Origin of the sequence: Streptomyces sp. DH24, from assembly GCF_029813775.1 — a bacterium.
In the GTDB taxonomy this organism is placed as follows: Bacteria; Actinomycetota; Actinomycetes; order Streptomycetales; family Streptomycetaceae; genus Streptomyces.
On the sequence record NZ_JARVKW010000014.1, the window covers coordinates 94990 to 113080 of the forward strand.

An 18091-nucleotide genomic window follows, 5' to 3' on the forward strand; every position below is an offset into this window, starting at 1 on the left:
CATGGCGATTCCACTCGGAGTACACGGGCCGGGTGGGGATTGTCAGCGGTGCGTGCTCTCATGGAGGCATGATCGAAGACAAGGAAACCATCGAGGAGTTTCTCGCCCGCCGCTCGACCGACGTGGAGGAGGCGATCCGCAAGGCCGCCGCGGCCGAGATCATGCCGCGCTTCCGCCAGCTCGCCGCGCACGAGGTCGACCAGAAGAGCGGCCCCCACGACCTGGTCACGGACGCCGACCGCAAGGCCGAGCTGTACCTGACGGAGGCGCTGTCCGCGCTGCTGCCGGGCTCCGTCGTGGTCGGCGAGGAAGCGGTGCACGCCAACCCGGCGTCCTACGAGGCCATACGCGGCGACGCGCCGGTCTGGATCGTCGACCCGGTGGACGGCACCCGGCAGTTCGTGCACGGCGACACCGGCTTCTGCACACTGGTCGCGCTCGCGCTGGGCGGCGTCGTGCAGGCGTCGTGGACCTACGCCCCCGCCCGCGACCAACTCGCCACCGCCGTGCGGGGAAGGGGCGCCTTCCTCGACGGGCAGCGGCTGCACGCGGGAGCTCCTGAGCCCGGCCGGGACCTCCAAGTGGCCACGTCCCACCCGGACTACACGACCGAGGAGCAGAAGCACGCCCTCCTCGGCCTGCGCACCGAGGGCGTCGCGCCGCGCGACTGCGGCTCGGCGGGCCTGGAGTATCTCGCCCTCGCTCGGGGCGAGTCGGACGCGACCGCGTTCTCCTGGGAGGCGGCATGGGACCACGCGGCGGGTCTCCTCCTCGTCGAGGAGGCGGGCGGTGCCCACCTCACGCGCTCGGGCCGGCCGTTCCGCATCACCGGCGGCAACGACCTGCCGTTCACGGCCGCCCGCGACGAGGCGACGGCACGACGGGTGGCGGGTCTGCTGGCGCGGGGCGCCTGACCGGGGCGTGGCCACGGCGCGAGGGGTGGCGGGTCTGCCGGCGCGGGGCGCCTGACCGCGACGCGTCACCGCGGAGGGGCAGGATGGCGACGCCGCCCGGAGCACCAAAGGGCCGGAGCGCACGGCCCTTCGGCGGGCCAGGGATGCGGAGCGCTCCGCTCCGCCCGCGGGGCCACCCGCGCGCCACGGCCGCCGGTGCCCGGGCCTATCCTGATCCCCAGTGGCCATCGGCTGACGAAGGGGTCCGAAGGTGCCGTCGATGCTCGATGCGGTCGTGGTGGGTGCGGGGCCGAACGGACTGACCGCTGCCGTGGAGCTGGCCCGCCGCGGATTCGCGGTCGCCGTCTTCGAGGCGCGGGACACCGTCGGCGGGGGAGCGCGCACCGAGGAGCTCACCCTGCCGGGCTTCCGGCACGACCCGTGCTCCGCCGCACATCCCCTCGGCATCAACTCGCCCGTCTTCCGCACCATGCCGCTGGAGCGCTACGGCCTGGAGTGGCTGCACGCGCCGCTGCCCATGGCCCACCCCTTCCCGGACGGCACCGCCGCCGTGCTGTCCCGGTCGGTCGGCGAGACCGCCGCCTCCTTCGGACCGCGCGACGCCGGCGCCTACCGCAGGCTAGTCGCACCCTTCCTCACCAAGTGGGACACCCTGGCCCGCGACTTCATGTCCCTGCCGCTCACCGCCCTGCCCCGCGACCCGGTCACCCTCGCCCGTTTCGGACTCGTCGGACTGCCCCCGTCGACCTGGCTGATGCGCCGCTTCCGCGACGAGAAGGCGAAGACGCTGTTCGCCGGGCTCGTCGCCCACGTCATGGCCCCGCTCGGCGGCTTCGCGACCGGCGCCGTCGGCCTGGTCTTCGCCCTCGCGGCCCACGCCCGCGGCTGGCCCGTGGCCCGCGGCGGCTCCCAGTCGATCTCCGACGCCCTCGCCGCCCACCTCAAGGACCTGGGCGGCACGATCCACACCGACTACGAGGTCAAGCGCCTCGACGACCTGCCGCCGGCCCGCGCGTACGTCTTCGACACCTCGCCCACCGCCCTCGCCCGGATCGCGGGCCTCGGCGGCTACTACGACCGCTACCGTTACGGACCCGGCGTCTTCAAGATCGACTACGCGCTGGACGGGCCGGTGCCGTGGACCGCGCCGCAGGCCCGGACCGCCGGCACCGTGCAGATCGGCGCGGACAGCGCGGAGATCGGCACCGCCCTGCGCGCCGCCTCCCGCGAGGGCCGCGCACCGGACGCGCCGTTCCTCATCACCGTGCAGCCCAGCATCGTCGACCCCGGCCGCGCACCGGAGGGCAAGCAGGTCTTCTGGGCGTACGGCCACGTCCCGAACGGCTGGACCGGCGACCTGACCGACGCCGTGGAGCGCCAACTGGAGCGTTTCGCCCCGGGCTTCCGCGACCGGGTCCTCGCCCGCGCCACGGCGGGGCCGCCCGAGATCGCCGCCCGCAACGCCAACTACGTCGGCGGAGACATCGCCTCCGGCGCGGTCTCCGGACTCCAGATCATGCTGCGCCCGAAGCTGTCGCTGTTCCCGTACAGCACGCCCCACCCGGCCGTGTTCATCTGCTCCTCGGCGACCCCGCCGGGCCCCGGCGTGCACGGCATGTCCGGTCACAACGCGGCGAAGGCCGTCTGGCGGCACCTGCGCCAGACCTGACGGCGCCCCGGCTGTTCCCCACGGCCGGTGTCCCCACGGACGGTTCCCCACCGCCGATTCCCCGCTGCCGGTTCCCGACTGCGCCGCCGGTGCCGACCACGGCGTTCGCCGGGCACGTGGGCCGAGAAGCCGAGACATGTGCGGCCTCCGCCGGACAAGTCGACCCCTACCGGCCTGTCGATCCATCAGGACCCCACAAAGTCCGACAGCATTATTGCTCCGGTTGTGTTCGAGTCCTAGGGTTACGGAGGCTCAGCAGCCACCTGGTCACCCACAGTTGTGCTCGGTCTCGACGTCAACTTCTCTCCCGCCGCAGTGTGCCGAGGGCCGGCCCGACGTGCCCTCCGCCCGCGCGGCGCACTGCTCGCCAGAGGAAGGCCACGGTCATGCCGCACCCACACGTGTCACCCGCCGACCGGCCCGCAGGACCCGCCGGGGCGGTCGTCAGCCGCCGCCGTCTCCTGGAGGGCGGAGCCGCCCTGCTCGGCGCGCTCGCCCTGTCCGCGTCCCCCGCCGCGGCGCGTCCGGCCGGCCCGCGCGCCGCTGCCGACGACGCCACCGCGTGGAACGACTTCGGGGTCTTCCGCCTCGGCACCCAGCCCCCGCACACCACCCTGATGCCGTACGCCGACCTCGCGCAGGCCCTCGCCGCCGACCGCACCCGCTCCCCGTACCGGCTCGACCTCGACGGCACCTGGAAGTTCGCCTACGCCGACCGGCCCGACGACCGCGACCCCGACTTCCACCGCACCGACGTCGACGACAGCGGCTGGGACACCATCCCCGTGCCGTCCGTCTGGCAGGCGCACGGCCACGACACACCGATCTACGTCAACATCACCTACCCGTACTGGGGCCCCAACGGTCTCGGCGAGGACCCGAGGCCGCCCGCCGCGCCGACCCGCCGCAACCCCGTCGGCCAGTACCGGCGCACCTTCACCGTCCCCGCCGGCTGGTCGGGACGGCGGACGTTCCTGCACTTCGAGGGCGTCAAGTCCGCGCACTACGTGTGGATCAACGGCGAACTGGCCGGCTACGACGAGGACTCGTTCACGCCCTCCGAGTACGACATCACCGACCACCTGAAGCCCGGCACCAACCAGATCGCCGTCGAGGTGTACCGCTACGCCGACGGCGACTGGATGGAGGACCAGGACATGATCCGGCTGAGCGGCATCTTCCGCTCGGTGTACCTGTACTCCGCCCCGGCCGTGCACCTGCGCGACTTCAAGCTGGACACCCCGCTCAGCGGCGACTACAAGGCCGCCGAACTGGCCGTCACCGCGAGCGTCCGCGACCTGGGCGGCAAGGGCGCCGGCCGCTACACCGTGGAGACCCAGCTGTACGACGCCGACGGGCACGCCGTGTGGTCCCGGCCGCTCCAGCAGCGCGTCGACGTCGGCTCCGACCGCGCCGGCGAGGACGTCACCGTACGCGGCACCAAGGCCGTGACCGCGCCCCGGCTCTGGTCGGCCGAGCACCCGCACCTCTACACGGCCGTCCTCCGGCTCCGCGACCCCGCCGGCCGCGTGATCGAGACGCTGTCGCACCGGATCGGCTTCCGCGAGTTCGCCCTCAAGGACGGGCTGATGCGGATCAACGGCAAGCCGGTGACGTTCCGCGGCACCAACCGCCACGAGATGCACCCCGAACGCGGCATGGCGCTCACCCGCGCCGACATGGTCGAGGACATCACCCTCATCAAGCGGCTGAACATGAACTCGGTCCGCACCTCGCACTACCCCAACAACCCGCTGTGGCTCGAACTCGCCGACGCATACGGCCTGTACATCGTCGACGAGACCAATCTCGAAACCCACGGCATCCGCGACGAGTACCCCGGCGACCACCCCGACTGGACCGAGGCCTGCCTGGCCCGAGCCCAGAACATGGTCCACCGCGACAAGAACCACGCCTCGGTCGTCATCTGGTCGCTCGGCAACGAGGCGGGCGGCGGCAGCACGTTCGTCGCCATGCGCGACTGGATCCGCTCCTACGACCCCAGCCGCGTCATCCAGTACGAGGGCGACGACCGTCCGGAGATCAGCGACATCCGCTCGGAGATGTACGACAGCCCCGCGCGCGTCGAGCAGCGCGCCAAGGACACCTCCGACACCCGGCCGTACGTGATGATCGAGTACTCCCACGCGATGGGGAACTCCAACGGCAACTTCAAGAAGTACTGGGACCTCGTCCGCCGATACGACGTCCTCCAGGGCGGCTGGATCTGGGACTTCGTCGACCAGGCGCTGTACTGGCCCACTCCGGCGCGTACCCGGCTCACCGAGTCCGGGCCCGGCGCCCTGCGCGGCGAGATCCTCGCCCCGAGCGGCACCTTCGACCGCCGGGAGGGACTGAGCGGCGGCACCGTGTTCGCCCGCGACGCCCGCCTCGACCTCACCGGCTCCCTCACCCTGGAAGCCTGGATCACCCCCCGTGTGACGGGCTACCACCAGCCCATCGTCGCCAAGGGCGACACCCAGTACGCGCTCAAGCAGAACAACCGGAACCTGGAGTTCTTCATCCACTCCGGCGGCCAGTGGATCACCGCGACCTGGGCCCTGCCGGACGACTGGACCGGCACCGAGCACCACGTCGCGGGCGTCTTCGACGCGGACGCCGGCACGCTCACCCTGTATGTCGACGGCGCGGCGAAGGCCACCCGTACCACCACCCGGCGGCCCACCAGCAACACCGCGCCCCTCGCGCTGGCCACCGACGCCGACAACTGGACCCGGGAGTTCAGCGGCACCGTCCGCCGGGCCCGCGTCTACGCCCGGGCGCTGAGCGCCGCCGAACTGGCCTCCGACGGGCGCGGCCCCGGCGACGAGGGCGTGCGGTTCTGGTTCGACGCCGCCACCGTCACCGTCAGCGAGAAGCGATCCGGCGGGAAGCGGTTCCTCGCGTACGGCGGCGACTGGGGGGACAACCCCAACGACGGCAACTTCGTCGCGGACGGCATCGTCAGCGCCGACCGCGGTCACACCGGCAAGGCCGCCGAGATCAAGCAGATCCACCAGGAGATCAACGCCGAACCGGCCTCCGGAACGCGGCTCACCGCCGGGCGGGTCACGCTCGTCAACGAGTACCTCTTCACCAACCTCCGTGAGTTCGACGGCAGTTGGGCGCTGGTCGCCGACGGCGAGACCGTCCAGCGCGGCAGGCTGAGCCGGGCGCAGCTGGACGTGGCGCCGCTGTCCCGCAAGGAGATCACCGTTCCGTACCGGCTGCCGGCCGACCCGGCCCCGGGCGCCGAGTACTTCCTCCAGCTCTCCTTCACCACCAAGGAAGCCACCCCCTGGGCGAAGTCCGGCTTCGAGGTGGCCAAGCGGCAACTCCCGGTCGACGCGGGCAGTCCGCCGGTCCGTCCCGTGCCCCTGGCGAGCGTCCCCGCCCTGCGCCACGAGGAGTCCGAGGAGGCGGTCACGGTCCGGGGCGACGGTTTCACGGTGACCGTGGACAAGCGCGGCGGCACGATCACCTCGTACGAGGCCGGCGGTGCCCGTCTGATCACCTCGGGCCCCGCGCCGAACTTCTGGCGGGCGCCCACCGACAACGACAAGGGCAACGGCCAGCACACCCGCAACCAGACGTGGCGCGACGCGGGCGCCCGGCGCGAGGTCACGGACGTCGGCGTGCGGACCCTGCGGGGCAAGGCCGTCGAGATCAAGGTGACCGGTACCTTGCCGACCACCACGGAGTCGACATACAGCACAACGTATACAGTCTTCGGCAACGGTGAGATCAAGGTCGACAACAGCCTGCATCCGGGCGCGGCCACCCTGCCGTACATCCCCGAGGTCGGCACCCTGCTGTTCCTGCCGGGCCGGCTGGAGCACCTGCACTACTACGGACGCGGCCCCGAGGAGAACTACTGGGACCGCAACAACGGCACCGACGTGGGCCGTTGGTCCGGCACGGTCGCGGACCAGTGGACCCCGTACATCCGGCCGCAGGAGAACGGCAACAAGACCGACGTCCGCTGGGCCGCGCTCACCGACCGCGGGGGAGCCGGCCTGCTCGTCGTCGGCGAACCGCTCGTGGAGATCAACGCCTCGCACTTCACCCCGGAGGACCTGTCCCTCGGCGCCCGCCACGACTACCAGCTCACGCCCCGCGAGGAGGTCGTCCTGCGCGTCAACCACCGGCAGATGGGCGTCGGCGGCGACAACAGCTGGGGCGCCCACACCCACGACGAGTACAAGCTCTTCGCCGGCCGCGACTACACGTACACCTACCGCCTGCGGCCCCTGACGGACGTGGAGCGGGCCATGGCTGAGTCGCGCCGACCGACGGCGACGGACTTGACCGACTAGCGCCCCGCCCGAGGGCGGTCCGGTCCGGTCTCCGGCCGGGCCGCCCTCGCGGCCGGTGACACCCGGACGCCGTGCCCCATCGGCGAGTCACAGCCGCAGGGCACGACGGCCGGGTGCCACCCGGAAGGTGCCACCACGCCGGGACGTCACCCGGAGGCGCCACCACCCGAAAGCGCCACCACCCGAAGGCGCGACTCCAGGGCGCGACTCGAAGGCGTCACCCGGTGGGCTCATGGGGTGGGCTCATTCGGCGACGTCGCTCAGGCCCAGGCGCAGGTGCTCCACGTGGTAGACGGCCTGGTCGAGGAGTTCGGCGACGTGGTGGTCGTGCAGCGCGTACACCACCGACCGGCCGCGGCGCTCGCCGACGACCAGGCCCAGGTTGCGCAGCAGCCTGAGCTGGTGCGAGCACGCCGACTGCTCCATGCCCACCTCCGCCGCCAACTCGGTGGCGGGCAGCGGCCCTTCGCGGAGCCTGGCGAGGATCAGCAGCCGGGACGGCGTGGACAGGGCCTGGAGCGTGGTGGCGACCTTCGCGACGTTGTCCGCGTCGAGGCGGACCCGCTCGGCGGTGTCCTGCGCGGGGGTTGCTGCTCCATGGCCCATGGCGGACATCCTACTCACCACACATGAACGAATGAATGTCTCTTCATGTGTTCCTGTATGGTGGCCCGCGTGTCCACGACTCTCGCCCCCAACCCCGTCCCCGCGGCCGAGCGTCCGGCGCCCCGGCGCCGTACCCGCGTACTCGCCCTGCCCGAGGCCCGCTGGGCGCTCGCCGCGACCGTCGCCTTCCTGCTCGGCCTGACCCTCGACCTCGGCGGTGCCCCGGCCTGGGCATACGGTCCGCTGTATGCGGTCGCCTACGTCGCCGGCGGCTGGGAGCCGGCCCTGGAGGGCCTGCGGGCGCTGCGCGACAAGACCCTGGACGTCGACCTGCTGATGATCGTCGCGGCGCTGGGAGCCGCCGCGATCGGGCAGGTCCTCGACGGCGCCCTGCTGATCGTCATCTTCGCCACCTCCGGCGCCCTGGAGGCCCTGGCCACCGCCCGCACCGCCGACTCCGTTCGCGGCCTGCTCGACCTCGCCCCGGCCACCGCGACCCGGCTGACCGGCGACACCGAGGAGACCGTGCCCACCGCGTCCCTCGCCGTCGGCGACCTGCTGCTGGTGCGCCCCGGTGAGCGCATCGGCGCCGACGGCCGCGTCACGGACGGCACCAGCGAGGTCGACCAGGCGACCATCACCGGCGAGTCGGTGCCGATCGTCAAGCGCGCCGACGACGAGGTCTTCGCCGGGACCCTGAACGGCACCGGCGCCCTGCGCGTCCGCGTCGAGCGCGACCCCGCCGACTCCGTCATCGCCCGGATCGTCGCCCTGGTGGAGGAGGCCTCCCGCACCAAGGCGCCGACGCAGCTGTTCATCGAGAAGATCGAGCAGCGCTACGCCGTCGGCATCGTCGCCGCCACGCTGGCGGTGTTCGGCGTCCCGCTTGCCTTCGGCGACGACCTCACGGACGCGCTGCTGCGCGCCATGACCTTCATGATCGTCGCCTCGCCCTGCGCGGTCGTCCTCGCGACGATGCCGCCCCTGCTGTCCGCCATCGCCAACGCCGGCCGGCACGGCGTGCTGGTCAAGTCCGCCGTCGCGATGGAGCGCCTCGCCGAGATCGACACCGCGGCCCTGGACAAGACCGGCACCCTCACCGAAGGCACCCCCGAGGTGACCGCCGTGCGGCCGGCGCCGGGCTCCGGGCTCGACGAGGACGCGCTGCTGGCACTCGCCGCGGCGGCCGAGTACCCGAGCGAACACCCGCTGGCCCGCGCCGTCGTGGCCGCCGCCCGCGCCCGGGGCCTGCGCCCGGCGCCCGCGCGGGACTTCACGGCCCTGCCCGGACGAGGCGTCACGGCCGTGGTCGGGGGGAGCGTGGTCGAAATCGGCCGGGCGGACGCTCCCGAGGGAGACGAGACGACCGTCCGGGTCACCCGCGACGGCACACCGGTCGGCACCCTCGCCCTCTCCGACCGCGTCCGCCCCGACGCGCCCGCCGCCACCGCCGCGCTGGCCGCGCTCACCGGCGCGTCGCCCGTCCTGCTGACCGGTGACAACGCCCGTGCCGCCGCCCGGGTCGCCGCGGCGACCGGGATCACCGATGTCCGCGCGGAGCTGCTGCCGGAGGACAAGGTGAAGGCGGTATGCGATATTCAGAACACCGGACGCAAAGTCCTGTTCATCGGCGACGGTGTCAACGACGCCCCCGCCCTCGCCGCCGCCCACACCGGCGTGGCCATGGGCCGCGCCGGCTCCGACCTGGCGCTGGAGACGGCGGACGCCGTCGTCGTGCGCGACGAGCTGACGGCGGTCCCGGCGGCCGTACGGCTGTCCCGCGCGGCCCGGCGCCTGGTGGTGCAGAACCTGGTCATCGCGGGGACCTTCATCACCGTGCTCGTCGCCTGGGACCTGATCGGCCACCTCCCGCTGCCGCTGGGCGTGGCCGGTCACGAGGGCTCGACGGTCCTGGTCGGCCTCAACGGCCTGCGTCTGCTGCGCGAGTCGGCGTGGCGGCGCGCGTCCACGGGCTGAGCCGCGTCAGCACCGCGTAGGTGCCCGCCGCCACGAGCATGCCGACCGGCAGGGACAGGTCGACGCCGCCCGCGGCGGCGGCCACCGGGCCCTCGTACAGGGTGTTCACGCACAGCGCGGAGGCGGCGGCGCCCACGGTGAGGGCGATCGCGCCGGCCGGGTTGACGCCGCCGGTGTACCAGAACGGGCTGTCGCGGCTCTCGTCCGTCAGCGCGGGACCGTCGTAGCGGTTGCGGCGCAGCACGATGTCCGTGGCGTACACGGCCATGGCCGGGCCGAGCAGCACGACGGTCAGCTGGAGCACGTTGTTGACGGTGTCGAGGAAGTTGGAGACGAGCAGCCCGTACAGGGTCAGCGCGACCGCCGCGACACCGTCCACGACGACGCTGCGGGAGCGGCGGATGCGGATGCCGACGGCCTGGATGGCGAGCCCGGCGCTGTAGGCGGTCAGGGCGTTGATGGCGATCGTGCCGAGCACCAGGGCCAGCAGGAACACCGGCGAGAACCAGCCCGGCAGGATCCCCTCCAGCCCGCTCTGCGGGTCCGTCATGTCGACGGCCGTGGCGGCGATCGCGCCCAGCGAGCAGACCAGGACGCTCGGCACGAAGCCGCCGAGCGCCGTCCAGCCGACGACCGCCTTCGCCGAGGTCGTGCGCGGCAGGTAGCGGGAGAAGTCGGCGCTGGTGGTGTACGACAGTGGGCCCGCGCCGATCAGGGTGACCCCGGCGACGAGCACGGCCCACAGGCCGACGCCGGTCGGCGGGTCGGCGGGCGTGTAGGAGAAGTCGGCGTGCCGGACCACGCTCTGGCCGACCACGGCGAAGGCGGCCGCCAGGGTCAGCGTGATCGGCAGGTACAGCTTCATGATCAGGTCGTGGCCGTAGACGCTGATGGCCAGCGTCAGGACGGCGATGACCAGTACGACGGCGATCCGCACCCCGGTGGTGGCCGTGCCGCCGGCCTTCTCGACGAGGGCGAAGGCGGCGGTCGCGGCGGCGGCCAGGTTGAGGGCGAAGTAGCAGACGGAGATCAGCCAGCCGACGATCGCGTTGTTGACGCGGTTGCCGCGGATTCCGTACATCGCCCGCGTGATCACCTCGCTCGGCGCGCCCGCGGCCGGGCCCGAGGCGGCGAGCAGTCCGGTCAGCAGCCAGAAGAGGTTGCCGGCCACGATCACGGCGAGGGCCTGCCACAGGGTCAGCCCCATCAGGACGAGGGCGCCGCCGATCACCAGGCTCAGGTAGTTCACGTTCGCCGCCGCCCAGACGGAGAACAACTGCCGGGCCCGGCCGTGTCTTTCCTGGTCGGGGATGTGGTCGATGCCGTGCGCCTCGACGCGGGTCGCCCGCGGCGCGGGCGGTGGCGCCCCGTCCGCGCCGCGTGTGTCCGGATGCCGGTCGTCGTACGTGGACGCCATCGAGTCCTCCGCGTGCTGGGTGGGCGACCTGTTGCTTATTGGGCGCACACTCAATAGCATCCCCGTCATGTCGTCAAGCGTTCAGCGCAAGCGAATCCGTAAGTCGCCAGCCGAAAGAAGTGCGGAAATCGTTGCCGCAGCCGCGAAAGTTGCGCTTTCCGAAGGTCTGGAGTGTGTGACGCTACGGCGCGTCGCCGAGGACCTCGATGTGCGCCCGGGGCTCATCAGCCACTACTTCCCCTCGGCCGAGGACCTCGTCGCCGAGGCGTTCGGCAGTGCCGCGAGCGCCGAGCTCGACGCCCTGCTGCCCGCCGAACACCCCGACGGCACACCGACGCAGCGGCTCGCGGAATTCTTCGCGTACACCACGGGCCCGGCGTACGACGACATGAGCCGCCTGTGGATCAACGCCCGGCACCTCAGTCGCTACCGGTCCGTCCTGCGCGACCGGGTCGCCCGTCAGGAGGCCGCGTGGCGCGGGCGCCTCACGGGACTGCTCAGGGACGGCGTCGAACGGGGCGAATTCCGCACCCCCGACCCGGAACTGACGGCCATTCAGATCCTGGTGGTGCTCGACGGGCTCGGCGTGCACGCCAACACCGACACCGGCGGCCACCCCGAGGCGGTGACCCGCATGGCCGTCACGACGGCGGAACGCGAACTGGCGCTGGAGCACGGCGTCCTGACCCGCCTCGCCGAACAGGACGCCGGGCCCGCCGCCCCGCCCGCCTGACCCCGGCCCGCCTCGACCGTCCTTCCCCCGCCTTCCCGTCCCGCACCCCTCAGGAGCCGCCGTGCGCCCCCGTCTCGTCCTGCTGTCCGCTCGTCTGCTCGACCCGGGCACCGGCGCCTTCCTCCCGCACACCGCCCTGGCCGTGTCGGAAGGACGGATCGCCGCTCTCGGCGACGACCGCGACATGCGGGCCCTCGCCGACTCCGCCACGACGGTGATCGACCTCAAGGGCGCCGTGGTGACGCCCGGCCTCGTCGACGGCCACGTCCACCCGGTGCACGGCGCCGAACTCACCCACGGCCTGGACCTCTCCGGCTGCACCGACCTGCACCAGGTACGCGAGGCCCTGGCGCGCGGCGTGCGCGACCTGGCCCCCGGGGCGTGGCTGCACGGCTGGGGCCTCGACCCGAACGTCTTCGGGGACCGGCCCGTCGAGTCGGCCGCCCTCGGCCCCGTGCTCGACGGCGTCCCCGCCCTGCTCCAGCTCTTCGACGCCCACTCCACGCTGGCCAGCCCCCGCGCCCTCGAACTCGCCGGCGTCGACGGCCCGCGCAGCTTCGACCAGGCCGCCGAGGTGGTCTGCGACGCCGCCGGCCGCCCCACCGGGCTGCTCCTGGAGGACGCCGCCTGCGAACTCGTGGAGCGCGCCGCCCCGCGGCCCACCCGCGCCGAGCGCCGCGCCCGCCTCGCGAACGCCCTGCGCGGCATGGCCGCCGCCGGCCTCACCGGCGGCCACGTCATGGACGCGAACGGCGACAGCCTCGACCTGTACGCCGAACTGGACGCGGCCGGCGAACTCCCGCTGCGCCTGCGCATCGCCCCCTGGTGCCAGCCCGGCACCGGCGCCGACGGGGTCCGCGAGCTGATCGAGCAGCAGGGCGCGGGCGGCAGGCTGTGGCGGACGGCCGGCGTCAAACTCTTCATGGACGGCACCATCGACAACGGCACCGCCTGGCTCGAACGCCCCGACTGCCACGGCGAGTCCACGCACGCCTTCTGGCCCGACCCCGAGGCCTACACCGCCGTCGTCACCGAACTGCACCGCGCCGGGGTGCCCACCGCCACCCACGCCATCGGCGACGCGGCCGTGCGGCACGCCCTCGACTCCGTCGCGAAGGCGCGGGCGGCGGGCCGGAGGACAGCGGGGGAGAGGACGGCGGGGGAGAAGGAGGTGCGGCACCGGATCGAGCACATCGAGACCGTCCCCGACGACACGGTCCGCCGCTTCGCCGGACTCGGCGTCGTCGCGTCCATGCAGCCCACCCACTGCTGCGACTTCACCCGCGCCGACCACACCGACAACTGGTCCCGCCGCCTCGGCGAGGAGCGCGCCGCGCGCGCCTGGCGCTGCCGCGACCTGTGGGACGCGGGCGCCACCGTCGTCCTCGGCTCCGACTGGCCCATCGCCCCCTACCCGCCGCTCGGCGTCATGGCGGGCGCCCGCCACCGCCGCCCCAGCCGCGACCTCACGCAGCCGCCGCACGGCCCCGAGCAGGCGCTCACCGCACTCGAAGCGCTCCGGGCGGTGACCGTCAACGCCGCCGTCGCCGCGAGGGAGGAGGACCGGGCCGGCCGGCTCGCCGTCGGCCACCGCGCCGACCTCACCGTCCTCGCCGACGACCCCCTCACCACCCCCGCCACCGACCTGCCCGACCTCCCCGTACGCCTGACCGTCCTGGACGGCCGGGTCACCCACCGCGACCCGGGGCTGTGAGCCGGCCCCGGCGGAAAGGCCGGGCCGGGGCGCGGAGAATCCCAGGCCCGGCGAGGTCGATGTCGGATTCTCGCCAGCCACCGGGCCGCCGGCCGCCGATGCTGGACGCATGCAGAAGGCGATGCACACCGACACCGAACGCTGCGTGCGCGCCGTGCGGTCGAAGGACGCGCGGTTCGACGGCTGGTTCTTCACGGCGGTCCTGACCACCCGGATCTACTGCCGTCCCAGCTGCCCGGTCGTGCCGCCCAAGCCGGAGAACATGACGTTCTACCCGAGCGCGGCGGCCTGCCAGCAGGCCGGGTTCCGGGCCTGCAAACGCTGCCGCCCCGACACCAGCCCCGGCTCCCCGGAATGGAACCAGCGGGCCGACCTCGTGGCCCGCGCCATGCGGCTCGTCGCCGACGGCGTCGTGGACCGCGAGGGCGTGCCCGGCCTCGCCGCCCGGCTCGGCTACAGCACCCGCCAGATCGAACGGCACCTGCTCGCCGAGCTGGGCGCGGGCCCCCTCGCACTGGCCCGTGCCCAGCGCGCCCAGACCGGCCGGCTGCTCATCGAGACGACCGGCCTGCCGATGGCGCAGATCGCCTTCGCCGCAGGCTTCTCCTCCATCCGCACCTTCAACGACACCGTCCGCGAGGTCTTCGCGCTCGCCCCGACCGAGCTGCGCGCCCGCGCCCCCAAGACCCCCGGCGGCACCCCGGGCGCCCTGTCGCTGCGGCTGCCGTTCCGCGCGCCCCTCAACCCCGACAACCTCTTCGGCCACCTCGCCGCCACCGCCGTACCCGGCGTCGAGGAGTGGCGGGACGGCGCCTACCGGCGCACCCTGAGGCTGCCGTACGGGCACGGCATCGTCTCCCTGGCTCCGAGGCCGGACCACATCGCCTGCCGCCTCACCCTCACCGACCTGCGCGACCTCACCGTCGCCATCAGCCGCTGCCGCCGCATGCTCGACCTGGACGCCGACCCCGTCGCGATCGACGGCCAGCTCCGCACCGACCCGGTCCTCGCCCCGCTGGTCGACAAGGCGCCCGGACGCCGGGTGCCGCGCACGGTCGACGAGGCGGAGTTCGCCGTACGGGCCGTGCTCGGCCAGCAGGTCTCCACGGCCGCCGCCCGCACCCACGCGGCCCGCCTCGTCACCGCGCACGGCGAGCCGGTCGAGGACCCCGAGGGCGGCCTCACCCACCTCTTCCCGTCCGCGGAGGCGCTGGCCGCCGTGGACCCGGAGACGCTGGCGATGCCGCGTACCCGGCGCACCACCCTCACCACCCTCGTCGGCCGGCTCGCCGACGGCTCGCTGCGACTTGGCGTCGAGAGCGACTGGCCGCGCACCCGCGCCGAACTCCTCGCCCTGCCCGGCTTCGGCCCCTGGACGGCCGACGTCGTCGCGATGCGCGCCCTCGGCGACCCCGACGCGTTCCTGCCCACCGACCTCGGCATCCGCCGCGCAGCCCGGGACCTCGGCCTGCCCGCCACCCCGGCCGCGCTCACCGCCCGCGCGGCGGCCTGGCGGCCCTGGCGGGCGTACGCCGTGCAGTACCTGTGGGCGACCGACAGCCACCCGATCAACTTCCTCCCGGTCTAAGGACGTTCCGTGTCACAGAATCGACAGCACACCGTGGTCGACAGCCCGTACGGCCCGCTCACCCTGGTCGCCGAGGACGGCATCCTGTGCGGCCTCTACATGGAGGCCCAGCGCCACCGCCCCGCCGAGGAGACCTTCGGCGTACGCGACGACACACCCTTCGCCGAGGCCGGGGAACAACTGGCGGCCTACTTCGCGGGCGAGTTGAAGGAGTTCACCCTTCGACTCCGCCTGAACGGCACCCCGTTCCAGCGCCGCGTCTGGGACGAACTGCGCCGCATCCCCTACGGCGAGACCCGCACCTACGGCGAACTCGCCGGACTCCTCGGCGCGCCCAGGGCCTCCCGTGCCGTCGGCCTGGCCAACGGCAGGAACCCCATCGGCGTCGTCGTGCCCTGCCACCGCGTCGTCGGAGCGGACGGCGGCCTCACCGGATACGGCGGCGGCCTGGAACGCAAGCGACGCCTGCTGGACTTCGAGCGGGGCGCGGGACTCTTCTGAGCCCGCGGTTCCAGGGAGTGGGGCCTACACTGCCGCGAGCTCTCCCAGCAGCCGGGGCAGCGCCGTCCCGATCGGCTCCCGGACGACCTCGTCGGCGAGAGCGTCGTACGGCGTCGGCTCGGCGTTCACGATGACGAGCCGGGCGCCGTGGTCGGCGGCGATCCCGGCCAGCCCCGCGGCCGGCTGCACCTGGAGGCTGGTGCCGACGGCGAAGAACACCTGGCAGGCCTTGGTGACGGCCAGGGCCTCGCCCAGCACCACCGGGTCGAGCCGCTCGCCGAACATCACCGTCGCGGACTTCAGGATGCCGCCGCACGCCAGACACGGCGGATCGGGCTCCCCGGCCTCGACCCTGGCCAGCGCGTCCTCCATCGGCCCGCGCGCACGGCACTTCGTGCACACGAAACTCCGTGCGCTGCCGTGCAGTTCGAGCACCTTGCGGGCGGGCGTCCCGGCGAGCTGGTGCAGCCCGTCCACGTTCTGCGTGATCACCCGCACCGGCACCCCGGACCGCTCCAGCTCGGCCACCGCACGGTGCGCCGCGTTGGGCTCCGCCCGGAGCGTCCGGTTCTGCCGCCGCATCTGCCAGGACCGCCGCCGGATCTCCGGATCGCCCATGTAGTACTCGTACGTGACGAGCTTCTGCGCCTCCGGGTCCCGCTGCCACAGCCCGTTCGGGCCGCGGTAGTCGGGGATGCCGGAGTCGGTGGAGATGCCCGCGCCACTGAGGACGGCGACGAGAGGCTTGCTCATGGCGACGAGAGTAGGCGCGGACCGCCGAAGCGGCCACCGCATACCGGGTCCGCGCGGGCGCCGCGGGTGCTAGCGTCCGGGACATGGCAAAGATCACCGTGTCGCTGGACGCCGAACTCGTCGTGGAAGTCATGGTCCTCGCGGGCGTCGGCAGCCCCCAGGACGCCGTCGAACTCGTCGTCCGGGACTACATCCAGCGCGGCCACCGCACCGAGGCCCGCGTCGCCGAGCGCGACGAGGCGCTGCGCGAGGTGGACGTCAAGCCCCAGGAACCCCAGGGCTGACCGGGCGGGTCAGCCGACCGGACGGCCGTTCTCCAGCTCGACCGTGCCCGCGCCCGAGTCGAGGACGTCCAGCGCGGCCAGCACCCGCCTGCCGAGCGAGCCGAGCAGATGGCCGGGGAGCTCGTCGCGCGACACGAGCCGCCAGGACAGCAACTCCTCCTCCTGGAGCCGGATCGCCTTGAGGTCGTCCTCGTCGAGCACCCCGCCGTCGTACAGGTACGCCACCAGCGGCGGCCGGCCGACGCCGGGCACCCAGTCGACCGCGAGCAGCCGCCCCGGCTCCCGGTCGAGACCGATCTCCTCGGCCGTCTCGCGCCGCGCCCCCTGGCGCGGGGTCTCGCCGTCGTCCGACTCGACGGTCCCGCCCGGCAGCGCCCAGCCCTCCCGGTAGTTGGGCTCGACGAGCAGCACCCGTCCCTCGGCGTCACGGAACAGCGCGGCGGCACCGGCCAGTACACGGGGCAGGGACGCGATGTAGGCGGCGTAGTCTCCACTCGTGGTCATCCTGGAAGGGTAACGACCGCGGACTCGGCCAGCCGCAGCGTCCGGCGGGCCAGGTCGCTGATCCGCGCCCCGTCGAAGCCGAACACCGCGCTGCGGACCGTGTCCCGGAGCGGTTCCGTCCACTGGGCCGGGATGCCCCGCGCGCCCGTGAGGACGCCCGCCACCGAACCGGCCGTCGCGCCGTTGGAGTCCGTGTCCAGGCCGCCGCGCACCGTGAGGGCGATGGTCCGGGTGAAGTCGCCGTCGCCGTACAGCAGCCCGGCCGTGAGCACGGCGGCGTTCGGGACCGTGTGGATCCAGCCCAGCCCGGCGGTCTCCCGGCCGACCGTGGTGAGGGTGTCCTCCCAGCTCATCCGTGCGTCGTGGAGCGAGGTGACCCGGCGCACCGTGCGGGCCAGCCGGCTGCTCGCCGGGATCACCGTCAGCGCCCGGTCCAGGGCCTCCCGCACACCGCCCGCCGTGAACGCCGCCGCGATCAGGGCCGCCGCCCACATCGCGCCGTACACACCGTTGCCGGTGTGCGACAGCACCGCGTCCCGGCGCGCCAGCCGGGCGGCACGCACCGGGTCGCCGGGGCAGGTCCAGCCGAAGACGTCGGCCCGGATGAGCGCGCCGATCCACTCCTGGTAGGGGTTGTCGTACGTCGCCGTCAGCGGCGGCCGCAGCCCGCTCGCCAGGTTCCGGTACGCCACCCGCTCCGCCGTGAACGTCTGCAGGTACGGCAGCCGCAGCAGCCACAGCTCGCCGACCTGCTCCGTGCTGAAGCCGAAGCCGCGGGTCTCCAGCAGGTCCAGGCCGAGGATCGCGTAGTCGATGTCGTCGTCCCGGCAGCTGCCGCGGATCCGCCCGCGCACGCACGCCCGCCACTCGGGACGCAGCTCCCACGCGTCGCCGTCGCCGCCCGGCGGCTCGGGCAGGTAGTCGGTGAGCGGCAGGGCGGACGCCTCCCGCAGATAGCGGTCGATGCGGTCCCGGGTCCACAGATCGCCCCGCTCCACCGGCTTGCCGAGCATGTTGCCCGCGATCCGGCCCAGCCAGCCCCCGAGGATGCCGTCGGCGAGATCCGGCGCGGTGCCCACTGGAGTCATTCTTCCGGTCTACCCGATTCGCCCGGA

General features: G+C 73.5%; 14 protein-coding genes. 9 read left to right on the forward strand and 5 right to left on the reverse strand.

Annotation, left to right across the window (positions count from 1 at the left end; all coding sequences use genetic code 11):
* Nucleotides 1-68: 68 nt before the first annotated feature.
* The 3 genes from QC282_RS14085 to QC282_RS14095 all read left to right on the forward strand — a co-directional run bounded on the left by QC282_RS14085 (nucleotide 69) and on the right by QC282_RS14095 (nucleotide 6899).
* Nucleotides 69-914 (forward strand): inositol monophosphatase family protein, encoded by an 846-nt coding sequence (locus tag QC282_RS14085; protein ID WP_279549662.1) that lies wholly within the window; start codon nucleotides 69-71, stop codon nucleotides 912-914.
* A gap of 259 nt (nucleotides 915-1173) precedes the next feature.
* On the forward strand, nucleotides 1174-2583 hold the full coding sequence (locus tag QC282_RS14090) for an NAD(P)/FAD-dependent oxidoreductase (RefSeq protein WP_279549663.1): 1410 nt from the start codon (nucleotides 1174-1176) through the stop codon (nucleotides 2581-2583).
* Nucleotides 2584-2969: 386 nt separating this feature from the next.
* Nucleotides 2970-6899, forward strand: coding sequence for a glycoside hydrolase family 2 TIM barrel-domain containing protein (locus QC282_RS14095; protein ID WP_279549664.1), 3930 nt, complete (start codon nucleotides 2970-2972; stop codon nucleotides 6897-6899).
* A gap of 243 nt (nucleotides 6900-7142) precedes the next feature.
* On the opposite strand, the gene QC282_RS14100 is transcribed toward QC282_RS14095, so the two are convergent.
* A complete protein-coding gene (locus tag QC282_RS14100) occupies nucleotides 7143-7505 on the reverse strand; it encodes a metalloregulator ArsR/SmtB family transcription factor (RefSeq protein WP_279549665.1) in 363 nt (120 codons plus the stop codon).
* 57 nt (nucleotides 7506-7562) lie between these two features.
* On the opposite strand from QC282_RS14100, the gene QC282_RS14105 reads away from it, so the two are divergent.
* Complete coding sequence (locus QC282_RS14105; protein ID WP_279549716.1) at nucleotides 7563-9482, forward strand: heavy metal translocating P-type ATPase; 1920 nt, start codon at nucleotides 7563-7565, stop codon at nucleotides 9480-9482.
* On the opposite strand, the gene QC282_RS14110 is transcribed toward QC282_RS14105, so the two are convergent.
* Complete coding sequence (locus QC282_RS14110) at nucleotides 9427-10899, reverse strand: cytosine permease (protein WP_279549717.1); 1473 nt, start codon at nucleotides 10897-10899, stop codon at nucleotides 9427-9429. The genes QC282_RS14105 and QC282_RS14110 overlap by 56 nt on opposite strands.
* Nucleotides 10900-10966: 67 nt before the next feature.
* On the opposite strand from QC282_RS14110, the gene QC282_RS14115 reads away from it, so the two are divergent.
* From QC282_RS14115 to QC282_RS14130, 4 genes are all read left to right on the forward strand, one after another.
* Entirely contained in the window at nucleotides 10967-11632 is a 666-nt protein-coding gene (locus tag QC282_RS14115; protein ID WP_279549666.1) for a TetR/AcrR family transcriptional regulator, read from the forward strand.
* A 61-nt stretch (nucleotides 11633-11693) separates the two neighbouring features.
* Nucleotides 11694-13346, forward strand: a complete 1653-nt coding sequence (locus QC282_RS14120) for an amidohydrolase (RefSeq protein WP_279549667.1) — start codon at nucleotides 11694-11696, stop codon at nucleotides 13344-13346.
* A gap of 121 nt (nucleotides 13347-13467) precedes the next feature.
* On the forward strand, nucleotides 13468-14934 hold the full coding sequence (locus tag QC282_RS14125) for an AlkA N-terminal domain-containing protein (protein WP_279549718.1): 1467 nt from the start codon (nucleotides 13468-13470) through the stop codon (nucleotides 14932-14934).
* A 9-nt stretch (nucleotides 14935-14943) separates the two neighbouring features.
* The gene (locus tag QC282_RS14130; RefSeq protein WP_279549668.1) at nucleotides 14944-15435 is read left to right on the forward strand and encodes a methylated-DNA--[protein]-cysteine S-methyltransferase; all 492 of its coding nucleotides are present in this window, start codon (nucleotides 14944-14946) and stop codon (nucleotides 15433-15435) included.
* Between the two features lie 24 nt (nucleotides 15436-15459).
* On the opposite strand, the gene QC282_RS14135 is transcribed toward QC282_RS14130, so the two are convergent.
* Nucleotides 15460-16188: a Sir2 family NAD-dependent protein deacetylase gene (locus QC282_RS14135; protein WP_279549669.1), complete on the reverse strand. Its 729-nt coding sequence runs from the start codon at nucleotides 16186-16188 to the stop codon at nucleotides 15460-15462.
* Nucleotides 16189-16271: 83 nt separating this feature from the next.
* Between QC282_RS14135 and QC282_RS14140 the strand changes: the two genes are divergently transcribed.
* Nucleotides 16272-16472, forward strand: coding sequence for a type II toxin-antitoxin system VapB family antitoxin (locus tag QC282_RS14140; protein ID WP_279549670.1), 201 nt, complete (start codon nucleotides 16272-16274; stop codon nucleotides 16470-16472).
* Between the two features lie 9 nt (nucleotides 16473-16481).
* Here QC282_RS14140 and QC282_RS14145 read toward each other — a convergent pair whose 3' ends face one another.
* Both QC282_RS14145 and QC282_RS14150 read right to left on the reverse strand, forming a co-directional pair.
* Entirely contained in the window at nucleotides 16482-16976 is a 495-nt protein-coding gene (locus QC282_RS14145; protein WP_279549671.1) for an NUDIX hydrolase, read from the reverse strand.
* Complete coding sequence (locus tag QC282_RS14150; protein WP_279549672.1) at nucleotides 16973-18064, reverse strand: ADP-ribosylglycohydrolase family protein; 1092 nt, start codon at nucleotides 18062-18064, stop codon at nucleotides 16973-16975. The genes QC282_RS14145 and QC282_RS14150 overlap by 4 nt, the downstream gene beginning before the upstream one ends.
* Between the last annotated feature and the right edge of the window lie 27 nt (nucleotides 18065-18091).